General features: G+C 39.6%; 12 protein-coding genes. 11 read left to right on the top strand and 1 reads right to left on the bottom strand.

The window, feature by feature from the left end; genetic code table 11:
• The 4 genes from L1028_RS29340 to L1028_RS29325 all read left to right on the top strand — a co-directional run.
• A partial coding sequence (locus tag L1028_RS29340; RefSeq protein ID WP_279306933.1) for an RHS repeat domain-containing protein occupies nucleotides 1-3,446 on the top strand: 3,446 nt, incomplete at its 5' end.
• Nucleotides 3,447-3,456: 10 nt separating this feature from the next.
• On the top strand, nucleotides 3,457-3,828 hold the full coding sequence (locus L1028_RS29335) for a hypothetical protein (RefSeq protein ID WP_234541656.1): 372 nt from the start codon (nucleotides 3,457-3,459) through the stop codon (nucleotides 3,826-3,828).
• A 167-nt stretch (nucleotides 3,829-3,995) separates the two neighbouring features.
• On the top strand, nucleotides 3,996-4,568 hold the full coding sequence (locus tag L1028_RS29330) for a helix-turn-helix domain-containing protein (RefSeq protein ID WP_234541655.1): 573 nt from the start codon (nucleotides 3,996-3,998) through the stop codon (nucleotides 4,566-4,568).
• 134 nt (nucleotides 4,569-4,702) lie between these two features.
• Nucleotides 4,703-5,608, top strand: a complete 906-nt coding sequence (locus tag L1028_RS29325; RefSeq protein ID WP_234541654.1) for a hypothetical protein — start codon at nucleotides 4,703-4,705, stop codon at nucleotides 5,606-5,608.
• A gap of 250 nt (nucleotides 5,609-5,858) precedes the next feature.
• On the opposite strand, the gene L1028_RS29320 is transcribed toward L1028_RS29325, so the two are convergent.
• Nucleotides 5,859-6,068, bottom strand: coding sequence for a helix-turn-helix domain-containing protein (locus L1028_RS29320; protein ID WP_234541653.1), 210 nt, complete (start codon nucleotides 6,066-6,068; stop codon nucleotides 5,859-5,861).
• A 182-nt stretch (nucleotides 6,069-6,250) separates the two neighbouring features.
• Between L1028_RS29320 and L1028_RS29315 the strand changes: the two genes are divergently transcribed.
• The 7 genes from L1028_RS29315 to L1028_RS29285 all read left to right on the top strand — a co-directional run.
• A complete protein-coding gene (locus tag L1028_RS29315; RefSeq protein WP_234541652.1) occupies nucleotides 6,251-7,027 on the top strand; it encodes a recombinase family protein in 777 nt (258 codons plus the stop codon).
• A gap of 221 nt (nucleotides 7,028-7,248) precedes the next feature.
• A complete protein-coding gene (locus tag L1028_RS29310) occupies nucleotides 7,249-8,484 on the top strand; it encodes an IS110 family RNA-guided transposase (protein ID WP_234541650.1) in 1,236 nt (411 codons plus the stop codon).
• A gap of 142 nt (nucleotides 8,485-8,626) precedes the next feature.
• Entirely contained in the window at nucleotides 8,627-9,709 is a 1,083-nt protein-coding gene (locus tag L1028_RS29305) for a polymorphic toxin-type HINT domain-containing protein (RefSeq protein ID WP_234541648.1), read from the top strand.
• 16 nt (nucleotides 9,710-9,725) lie between these two features.
• Nucleotides 9,726-10,232 (top strand): barstar family protein, encoded by a 507-nt coding sequence (locus tag L1028_RS29300; RefSeq protein WP_234541647.1) that lies wholly within the window; start codon nucleotides 9,726-9,728, stop codon nucleotides 10,230-10,232.
• 217 nt (nucleotides 10,233-10,449) lie between these two features.
• On the top strand, nucleotides 10,450-10,626 hold the full coding sequence (locus L1028_RS29295) for an RHS repeat-associated core domain-containing protein (protein WP_234541646.1): 177 nt from the start codon (nucleotides 10,450-10,452) through the stop codon (nucleotides 10,624-10,626).
• 502 nt (nucleotides 10,627-11,128) lie between these two features.
• Complete coding sequence (locus L1028_RS29290; protein WP_234541645.1) at nucleotides 11,129-11,485, top strand: hypothetical protein; 357 nt, start codon at nucleotides 11,129-11,131, stop codon at nucleotides 11,483-11,485.
• A gap of 32 nt (nucleotides 11,486-11,517) precedes the next feature.
• Nucleotides 11,518-11,917 (top strand): hypothetical protein (locus tag L1028_RS29285; protein ID WP_234541644.1); only part of this gene is annotated, 400 nt, incomplete at its 3' end.

The following is an 11,917-nucleotide window of genomic DNA, read 5'->3' as shown; positions in this document are numbered from 1 at the left end:
AAACAACGATTTCCGAGTATGGTGTTGGGGATAGCGAGGCCGGTGCTAATCATTTGTATGCAGAAACAACATATACAAATTGGGGAAAGGTCAGTACCCAAACCAAACCATTAACGTCGGAGCAAATTAACAATTCAAATCTAAAGCAACACTATACGACTACGATAAGCTATGAACCGAAATATCAATTAGAGGAGTCTAGGTCTTGGTACCAGAATGAATCCGACCCGGCCCCATTAATTGAACGATACACCTATACCGACAAGGGAAGACTATCGACGGTAACGAACGACGCATTGGGTGAGCAAACCGTATATAGTTATGATAACCGCGATACCTTGGGTGGAATCTCCCAATGGACGGCTGAAAAGACGGCCAAAGGACAATTGGTGTCTAAAACCGTAACGATATACGGATCTGAGAATCGTTACGCCTACCCGACAGAACAACAACAATGGTTCAACATCGGGAAGTCTGATCAGAAAATCGTGAAAACCAAGATGAGCTACGATTTGGGAACGGGTTTGCTGAAAAGTCAAAGTGACGGCGACGATCACACTACGACGTATGAATATGATGCAGCTGGTCGACTAAAAAAAGAAGCGCATCCGGTTCGAACAAATAGTAATGGAGAAACCTTCAGAGAGGTTATCGATTACAATTATTATAATCAGACTTCATTAAACTTTGATTCGGAGAATGCAGGAATATATGCCTTAAAAGTGAATGCCATCAAGACGGTTACTCAACTATCTAATAACAGCCAGGTTCAAACCAATTCTGCTGTATATTATAACGGATTGGGTCTAGTCCTAATGGAAGAGCTTTATGACGATAACGTGGGTAAATGGGTCTTCACCCATTACCATTATGATGATCAGGGACGAGTGATTTATCAACAGGATACGCTAGGCAATGAGATTACGGCTAGTTACGATGCATGGGGAAGGCAAAGTCGTGCAACAGATGCCAATAACAATATATATGTAACTGACTATAACCTTAAACAGCGGAAGACAGAAAGTTATATGATTGCTGCTGATACCCAGGAACGATTAAATTATCTGGAGACTATGTATGATCCATGGGGCCAGCCACTAACCATGAAAACCTATAAAGATTGGCCAAGTCAATCACTGCCCCTCACGGAAAGTTATCGGTATGATATCAGTGGTAATGTGATCGGCTACACGGACCCAGCGAATCATCTGAACGATGCTGGGATTACAACATCGTATAGCTATGATGCACTGAATCGTCTCACCTCCGTCTACGATGCATTGAACCAGCGCACACGCTATACGTACGATGGGAATGGCCAACTAGCGAAAGTTACGGTGCAAGCTAAAGGTGGAACAGAGCAAATACTGAATACCAAGTACTATAACGAAGTTGGGTTATTGACGAGCAAGCTGGACGGGGCTTCTCAAAGTGAAAGCTTAACCTATAATGCATTAGGGCAATTAACCAGTAAAACCGATCGTAACGGTAGTGTCTTTAACTACAACTATGACGAAATTGGTGCGCTCAAATTAAGTGCGGTCAGTGGTAATATCAACAATGTACCTCAGACACAGAAAACTGAGGTGACATATAGCGATGGTTCGCCGAATTTGCAGACTACTAAAACCTTTCTTAATGGAACAATGAAGGCTGTGCAGAGCAGTCGCGTGAACAGTTTGAATCAGGTACGGAGTATGAGCGGTACGGTCTATCCATCTGGGGTAGCTGCCCACTCTGCCTATATACTGAACCATCGGGACGCGCTTGGTCGAATAACACAACTGAATGATAGTTACTTAGGCTTTTACGTAAACTACCAATACAACAAAACCAGATTGGACAAAGTACAGACGAACGGCAGTTCTGTATTGGACAGTGCATCAGGAGCCAATGTTCAATACGGTTATACTGCCAATAACCTAGTGAAGTTCATTACCTATCCGACTCTGACGGACGGAAGTGTGCTCCAGACAGCGTATACGTATAACAAAGCGCTGAACTGGGTCGAGAGCATTACGAACCAAAAGGGAAGTAGTGTACTTTCTAGATATGTGTACGGGTATGATAATAACGGAAATGTGATCTCGGTCAAGGAAACGAAAAAAGATGGAACGGAACAAACGACAACTTTTGCATATGATGCGTTGAATCGCTTAATAGCAACAGTACATCCGGGTGGAGGTCGTGATGCGTATACGTATGATGTGCGTGGAAACCGCTTGACGATGGAACAAAGTGTGAGTGATCCAGTAGCTTCTTTTGAGGATACTAGCTATAGTTATGACTTGTGGAATACGTTAACATCCGTAACGAAGAACGGAAGCGAGACGAGGTTCGAGTACTATGCTGACGGACTTCGTGCGATAAAGAGCAAAGGTAGCACGCATACGCAAGTAAACTATGATTTTAATGGACAGGTTATTACGGAAGAAAAGTTAAATGGTAATAATATCGTGCAGAAATCCACATATGTCCGAGGCGACCGAGTATTGGTGAAGAAAGATAAGACCGCTAGTAAAGATTACTATTATCTGTACAACGGTCACGGCGATGTAGTACAGATGGTAGATACGAGTGGTGCTGTAGTGAATAACTACGCTTACGATGTGTGGGGCAACATTACCAGCCAAAAAGAAGAAACGCCAAACCCATTCAAGTATACAGGGGAAGTGTATGATGAAGAGACAGGTCTTTACTATCTGCGGGCACGGTATTATGATCCGAGTATGGGGCGGTTTTTAAATGAGGATACGTATGAGGGGCAGATTGATAATCCGCTGAGTTTGAATTTGTATACGTATGTGCATAATAATCCGTTAATATATAACGATCCTACGGGTCATAAAGTAAATCAAATTGAGGTTAATACCTATCTTGACCTTGCAATTAAAGAGGGAAAACAATCGGAAGCTTGGTGGAAAATAAGAAGTATTCTAGGTGAAGAGGCACAATATTCATTAATGTCAGGTGTCGATAATAATTATTATAAATATCTGTACAATATGGCTACCGGTAATCACTATGAAGAAAGTACTCCTGAAAATATGGCTTGGGCTAGGGGACGATTACAAATAATATTCGAACAAAGTGCGTTTATACAAAGCGGTATGGAATCATTATTTATCGGACCTATAGGGGCTAGTAGCAAAGTTAAAAGCTTAATTAAAAATGAAGCTGGACTTGTAAAAGCGGCTCAGCAAATGGGTAAAAATCCTGCAATTCAAAAAGAAGCAGATGATCTTATCGCAAAATTTCTTAAAGGAAATATTAACCCGGGAATTGGAAGTAAAAGTTTGACTAGCGAGATTAATTACTTAAGAGGGAAGGAGGGAGCGAGAGTTTTTTATAGAATGAGTAATGGAGAAATGCAGATTTTAGCTAAAGCAAATAAAGCAAACGAACAAACAGTTATTAATATTTTGTATAAAGTATATGGAAAATAAGGAGGATATCATGAAGGTTGTGGAGATAGGTTATCCAACTCCTCTATCAAAAATCATTGATAAAGAGAATGATAACATTGATGTTTTTATTGAACTTGAAGATGGATCTAATATAACAGTAGTAGTAAGCACACCTTTAAATTTATTACAACAAATGAATAATGAGAATGTAAATTTTATATCAGCTTCTCAACCAGATATTATTGTTAGATCATTAACGGACGAGAATATTCGACAAGCTATTGACGATTATGCTAACGGTGATGCATTTTGGTTGAAGTTATTATATGTAGTATCTATTGAAAAAAAAGTAGTGGATATGAGTCGTGTTAATCATTTCCTAGAAGAAATTAATATGTTAAATAAAGAATTGCTGGAGTAACATAATTTCAGATAAGCCACGTGTGAGTAATACTCCATGTGGTTTTTTTCTTTTGAAATAGAGTTTGACATTCTGAGTATGGCGGCGTATAATAAACCATGTAAGGCATACTAAGTATGGCGGTGGATCAGATGATAGGATTACAATTTATAGCTGACACGTTTCACATGGAGTACAAAACGGTAGCAGAAGCAATAGGTGTTTCTAAGCAAACATTTCAAGACTGGATTAAAGAAAGACGGAAGATTCCACAACCACGTCTTGAACAACTGTCCAAGTTGTTTGGTATCGAGGATCAAACGTTGTTTCAGAAGGAGTTGTTTCCATCTGAAAAGTCGGAAATTCTGATGATTTACTTAACCAAAACAGATGAACATGAAGAAATTGAGCTTACTGGCGTTGATGATGAAGGATATGAATATACAACAACAGAGCACTATTCGCATAATAGGCAGCTCATTGAGTATATTCATGATGAGCAAAAAAAGGAACAGCTGATTGAACAGTTGGAAGTGTTAGTCAATAACGAAGAAAATGAAAATCTTAAACTGATTGAAGATGTGGTTACGATAATCCAAGAACAGAATCGTAATAAAGGTATAGTGTTGGAGTTGATCCTATATTATCTCGCCCATCGGGATAATGAATGGGGAATACATCCGAATTATGCAAAATATGAGCAAAAGCAATTTTTTGAGAAGTTAGACAAGCTATTTGAAGAAACAGGAATAAAACCTTAACGAGGTGGTGACCGCAATGAATAAGATTGATACGAGTTGAACAATAGCCCTATTTCAGCTGTTGGTTCCCGTTCTTATAACATCTCCAATCACATCCGAAATATTAGACTACTAGAAATGAAAGAAGGTTACTTATGTTTGACACTATCATATTAAAGGCAAGACCTATTCCTATTGATCCAGATACATTGAATCAATATAGCGCTAATTCAATTACGTTTTACAGTAAAGAAACAGGTGTATTGAACACAAGCTATAAGATATACGATGAAAAACTACCATTCATGAAATACATCGAAAGCAGTCAAACACTCACAGTACAAGTATCCATGCCAAAGTTTCTATACGGAGACAACGTTACTGTTCTCACAGAAGAAGATATTCCATTATTCTTTGAACGGTTGCAGGAAAGACTTCTCCATCTCTTTGATGTGCATGTTCCACACACTGACTGGACTTTAAGCCGATGTGATATTTGTTGCAATTTTCAGGTAGGTAAGAAGGTCAGTGCGTATGTAAGAATGCTCAGCAAGCAGCAACTTGCCTATAAGAATACTATTTCGTATAACCAAGATCAGACCGTGGAATATCGGAACAAAAGCAGCAGGATTATGTTTTATGACAAGCATAAGCAGACCCAGAAGGAAAAGGCATCGTCTGAGGTTATTGAACGTTCCAAAGGTATATTGCGACTGGAAGTCCGACCTAGTGACAATGATCTGAGAAAGTTTTCGCCAACGAGGAATGCAGTAGAATTACTCAAAAAAGCATTTTTTGAATACACGATAGAGAAGACACTTGAACAGATTGAGTATCCAGAGGAAGTCAGCGATATGGAGTTGCCTTGGCTCGTTGAAAACAAAGAGAGCCTATCTAAGATTGAAACTATTCTTGGATTCCAAGCATTGCAAAGCATGTTTGATGAACCCGTATTAAGGCAGCTTTATACATCGTCTACGTATGCCAATCGAAAGAACTTGGCAAAAAAAATAGCAATCCCCAACGGGAACTGCCTAAGTAGACTTGCAATAAATAGCTAAAACACACATCCTCAGCGATGGACACGTTATTTTGCCGATAACGATAAAAAGTCCAACATGCTGGATGAAATAAAATAACATAGTCTCTATTGTACTTGAAAATAAAGAGATTTCAACCCCTACCATCGAGAAAATGTTCACCATCACGATAGGAAAACACTGGGGGGTGGTTTACATCAAAAACCATGATTCTTGTTGAGGAATGGGGCGTAGCACATCCAGCGATCGACCCGATTAATATTACAACGCCTTATGTTTCCGTATCTTCAACAATCAATTCATGTATGGAGATTTCTAGCGCATCACATATGGCTTCCAGTGTTCGGACATACACTCTGTCCACTGAATCGGAACAGAGATGATTAATTGTTGCATAGCGAATGTTCATTTGCATAGAGAGTTGACGTTGAGAGATTCCTTTCTCAGCAAGTATTTCTTTTAAGCGAATCTTTAATTTCATAGGGAAATAATCCTCCACCGTAAAAACGTACTATTACCCGTACTATATCACATTGTGTCCAATCTAGCATTGATATATACGCTTAAAGGTACTATAATCACTATATACTCTTAAGGGTATATATGTAGAGTTACAGCAATTTTAATTCGTGTAACGCTAGGGGTAATAGGGGAGGTAAATCAATGAATGTCATAGGCTATATACGAGTTAGTACACAAGGGCAAGCAAGGGATGGTTATAGTCTCTCCTACCAGCAAGATGAGATTCAGTCATATTGTGAGCAGCAGGGATGGCATCTGGTTCACGTCTTTTCAGATGAGGGAATCAGTGGAGCAAAAGTAGACGAGGACGCCTTAGAGGTCGAACGTGAAGGCTTCCAAGATATGCTGACTTATGTATCAAGTCAAAAAGTAGATTACGTTGTTGTACTGAACACAAGCAGGTTATGGAGAAGTGATATTGTAAAAGTCCTTGTGCATCGTGAACTAAAGAAACGTAGTATCGACATTAGAAGTATAGAACAACCGACATATAGCATATTTAAGAAAGACCCGTCTGATTTTCTAATCAATGGACTAATGGAGTTGTTGGATGCTTACCAACGGTTAGAAATTGCTATGAAGCTGGGACGGGGACGGAATAGAAAAGCATCAGAAGGTAAGTTTGCAGGTGGAGGAATTCCTTTTGGTTACAAGGGAAAACGAGGGTCAAAGCAAATCGTCATTGACGAGGAGAAAGCATATATTGTTCAGCAATTATTCAACTATAAAAATCAATATCCCGCTTGGTCATTGTCGGCTTTAGCTGATAAGTTAAATGAAGAAGGATTCACCACGGAACAAGGAATGAAGTTTACTAAGGTACAGGTGAAACGAATCATTGATCGTAAAGCATTTTATCAAGGAAAGTATCGTTACGGACAGATAGAAGCAGATGGATTGCATCAAGCTATTATTTAGAACGCAAGTAAGGTAAATAAGAGATTGCTAACGTGTCTTTGCGGCAATGACCGCTCGAACTGAGGATGCAAACTTATTAACCGTTGTTGTTCACGCCACTTGATTGAGTGGTTACTAATGGGCTGGATACATACGAAGCAAGTGTCTGAGTAGTACTGGTTCTTGAACAAATGTAATTAAACTCATTAGTAACAATTCAAGCGCAGAAGGAGCGGAGAAGGATGATTGAGCAGCAGAATCTTATTTATGTGGGAGTAGACCTGCATAAGCAGCATCACACAGCCGTCATTATTGATTGCTGGAGCAAGAAGTTAGGGGAGCTTAAATTCGACAACAAGCCGTCTGCATTTCCCTTACTCGTCAAGGAATTAAAGAAGTATACCAAGAAGGGCTTGTCTGTTGTGTATGGACTGGAAGATGTAGGTGGTTACGGCAGAGGTTTAGCCGTCTATCTCAAAGACAGTCAATGTTGGGTGAAAGAGGTCAACGCTAAGCTAGCCAATGCAAGAAGACAGAGTCATGTGACGGTTCAGAAGTCGGATAGTTGGGATGCTGAGTGCGTAGCGAAGGTACTGAGAGATGAGCTAGAGCGGTTGCCTGATGCCAAACCAATTGACTTGTATTGGGCTATCAGTCAGCTTGTCACACAGCGGAAGTGGCTAGCCAAAAGCTTGACTGCAACGGTGAAGAAACTTCACCAGCAGATTAGTTATCCTTATCCAAGCTACAAGAAGTTCTTCTCGGAAGTCGATGGAAAGACTGCGTTGGCATTCTGGGAAGCCTATCCTTCTCCATACAGAATGAAAGACTTATCAGAGGAAGCGTTGGCTGAGTTCTTGCGTAGCCATAGCAACAATGGGCTTTCAAATAAGAAGGCAAATCAAATTTTATCCCTTATTGCTGCTGATGGTGATACGTATCGAGACTTTCAGGATTCACGTGATTCGGTCGTTGTCAGTCAGGTGAAGACGGCTGGTTTTCTCAAAAAGGAGATTGCTAGGGTTGAGGTCGAGATCGAGCAGTTAATGGGACAGCTTGGCTTTCAACTTGAATCCATGACGGGAATAGACGTGGTGACAGCGGCAGAACTAGTGTCAGAGATTGGCGATGTTCATCGTTTTTCTAATGCTGATAAGCTTGCTCGGTTTGCTGGTATTGCGCCAGTTATTGTCGGTTCAGGGAATAAGTCACGTAACTATAAGAGTAAGCAGGGAAACAGAGTATTGCACGATATATTCAAGAGTCTTGCTATCCGTCAGATATTGGTCACACGTACTAAGAAAGAGCCGAGGAATCCTTACTTTCATTCTTACTATGAGCAGAAGCAGACAGAAGGGAAAACGAAACAGCAAGCTATTATTTGCATCATGAGGAAGTTGGTAAATATTATCTACGCTATGATGAAAAAGAAATCAGCCTACATCATGCTAGATGCACCGATAAAGCAAGTGGGATGATATAATTGGTGGTAATTGGGAATGACATTCCATTTGCCACCTTATTTATTCTAAGCTCCGCTTTATAAACTAGGATACCTATGAAGGGCAGATTGATAATCCGCTGAGTCAGAATTTGTATACGTATGTGCATAATAATCCGTTGAGATACGCTGACCCGAGTGGACATTTTGCGAAGGATACTTATGACGTTCAAGAATTAAAACAATTGTTGAGCGAAGCGAGTTCTATCAGTAAAGACAGCAAATATTTTAACGCATACAAAACAAAAATAATGGAACGCTACGGCTTTGACAGTATCATGGATGAGAATCAATATAATTACTTGTATGGCTTATTAACAGGTACAAGTGCGTATACGAATAGTGCTGGCAGGTCTGATTGGGCGAGCGATCAGTTAGTGAATGCGTATTATGAATCACAAGAGGCGGCATATGTTATGATGTATGCTGCAGGTATGGCAGGTGGTCTAAGCGGCCGAGCGGGAGGTTCCAAAAAGTCTGGTTGTAACTGCTTTATAGCGGGGACAAAGGTTCAAACAGACGAAGGGGAGAAGAATATCGAAGACATTGAAGTCGGAGATAAGGTTCTTTCCAAGGATGAGAATAGCCCTGCTGGGGAATTGGCTTACAAGGAAGTAACGAACCTTTACCGTAACCAACGTGATGATATAATAAAATTACATGTTGGGGAGCAAGTCATCGAGACGACCGACAACCATCCGTTCTGGGTTGAAGGAAATGGGTGGGTCTTCGCTGATGAACTTCAAATAGGCGATAAACTTCAGAAGGCTGACGGAAGTAACCTGACTATTGATAAGGTTGAGTTCGTTAAGTTAGATGAACCTGTTACGGTTTACAACTTTACTGTTGCTGACTTCCACACATATTATATAACTAACTTAGGAATATGGGTTCATAACACTAAATGTTTTACAGGAGGTTACATTAATTCTGGAGATGCTCCTTCGCACGTTCAAAGTACGCTTACTTCTATAAAAAACAACGGTGGCAAGCCTCCTCAAGGTTATGTAGGAGGTCGTGAGTTTAAAAATTTGGGTAAAAATGGAGAAACCGTACTTCCGACAGGTGTTAAATACACTGAGTATGATGTGCAACCATACCAAAAAGGTGTAAACAGAGGAACAGAGAGATTAGTAATAGGTAGTGATGGAAGTGTTTATTACACAACCGACCATTATAAGACCTATGTTGAAATTAAATAAGTGGTAGGTGACGTCAATGATTACAAACATTCAAAATGTTCTCATAGGACAGCCTCAGTTCTATGTAACTCATTACAACATTTCGGAGTTTTGCAACTTCCAGTGGAAATTAAACCAAATGTCCGGTAAGAAAGTCGTTGCTAAGATGATAAGAGGTGGTAAGTGTACAACGATAAACGGTCTCTTTGATGAGTTTTCAGCCGTCTTTCAATTCCCGTATTATTTTGGTGACAATTGGGATGCATTTGATGAATGCTTAAATGATTTAGAATGGATAAAGGCTGATGCTTTTGTATTGTGCATATGCAATGCAGAGGACTTATTGCATCTAGTGAATGAAGACTTTAAGGTTTTTGCGAAGATTCTACTAAATACTGCGGAAGAGTGGGAGAATGGAAGGGATTTAGGTGCAATATCAACTCCTCCTACACCATTTAAGGTCGTTTTTCAGTGTGGAGAAGGCAAAGAAATGGATGTTATTACAACTTTCCATGCGTTGGGGATAGGTTTGGAAAAACTGTAAGGAATAAATGATGATACCTTGAGGGCTTTTATCCTCAAGGTTTTTCTTTTACCCCACCCTTTGCCGAATGAATCGGGCGGTACGTTTCGAAAGAACTTTGCTCTCATCAATCCTAATTTTGATGGCGGCGTTTGGAAACAGTCTTCGTCCTCTGTATTAGAATAGTCGCTTTATAAACTAGGATGCGCATGAGGGGCAGATTGTTAATCTGCTGAGTTTGAATCTATATACGTATGTGAGTAATAATCCGTTGATTTATTCCGATTCGACTGGACATAGGCAAGAATGGGGAACAGGAGGGATTGGCGGAAGTACTCCTAAACCGGGATTTTGGCAATATGAATGGAAAGCGGTGAAGGCGGCACGCACATTCATCATGGTTTTCTGCTATTGATTTTTGGACAGCAGGACTTTTAAGCGAGATCAAAGAATATGCTCGTATCTCTCAAGAAGACACGTGGTCAGTAAGTCATTTTGCTAGTGCTGCATTGCTGATGATGAATTTCTGGCCGGGGGAAAACTTGAGAAGGAATCAGCCGATCTAACAGCAACTATATGGGGGAGAATTACGGCTACTCAAAGTGTCCGTTAAGGAACTAACATACCAACTTCATTCGTTCTTGAAGACATCACTGTTAACGGGCATAAACTTTGGGTTCGCGGAAATGCCACGAAGCATATGGGAAAATATATGAAGGGGGAAAATACTTTCATGTTAAGCAATGACGCTCAAAAAAATTGATATAGTCAATGCTGGGGAGTTTTGAGTCGGCTATTAAAGGTTTAACAATTAAGGAAGGAAGGCACATGTATAATCTCGACGGATGGGAAATCGGAATAAATATTACGACGAAAGAATCAGTGGTATATCATGCAGTATTTAAGGGGAAATAAAAATGGCATTGAAGTTAATAGATATAAGTGATGACTTATTAAGAGGTACATCGCTTGAAATTGATATTATCAGTGAAGGATTTATTCTCGTCAAGGTAATATTTATTTCAAGTGAACCTGAAAAACTCTATTCAGGGCGGTGTAATTGGAGATATTATGGGGAAGCGGAACCTCTGACGTTCTATTTTCAAAAACGACTTGATGTTGGTTCAAAATCCAAAGTACTTGCTCGCTCTGAATTAACCTTTTTTGTGGATACATTTCATTCAGAGCAATCGATATTTAAGAAGAATTCAGTTGTGAGAAATATCGTCAATTATCGACAAAATTATTCGTGTTTATTTGGTATGTTAATATGATATATAAATCATTTTTTAAAAGGAGAAAATAGATGCCGAGAAATTTAAAAGTAACCCTTTTTATTTTATTTTTTTTCATTGTCTTTACGAATAAGTCTAATGCGCTCGAAGTTGTTGGGGACCAAAGAGAAATAAGATATTACTATGATGCATCCAACAGAATGGAATCTATGACATTCTGGAAATATGGTCAAAAATTTATGCAAAGCTACACCTATGACAGTAATGGTAATAATAAAAATGTTACAACTTTATGGTATAAAGATACTTTTGAAAGAACCTTCAGTCTCACGAATTTTTCATTCGGTTTTTTTAGTTATCCTGGTGTTATAACACAGGAGCCGTCCAAAGTAATTAGTGGAAAAAGTTCGGTACTTGGAGAATCTCCGGATACGGAGGAATGGTCAGAATTTCTACAGACGGATATAAGTA

Origin of the sequence: Paenibacillus pseudetheri (genome assembly GCF_924513355.1) — a bacterium.
Taxonomy (GTDB): Bacteria; Bacillota; Bacilli; order Paenibacillales; family Paenibacillaceae; genus Paenibacillus_AQ; species Paenibacillus_AQ pseudetheri.
The sequence above is the reverse complement of the archived record's forward strand: the minus strand, read 5'-3'. Positions and strand labels throughout refer to the sequence as shown.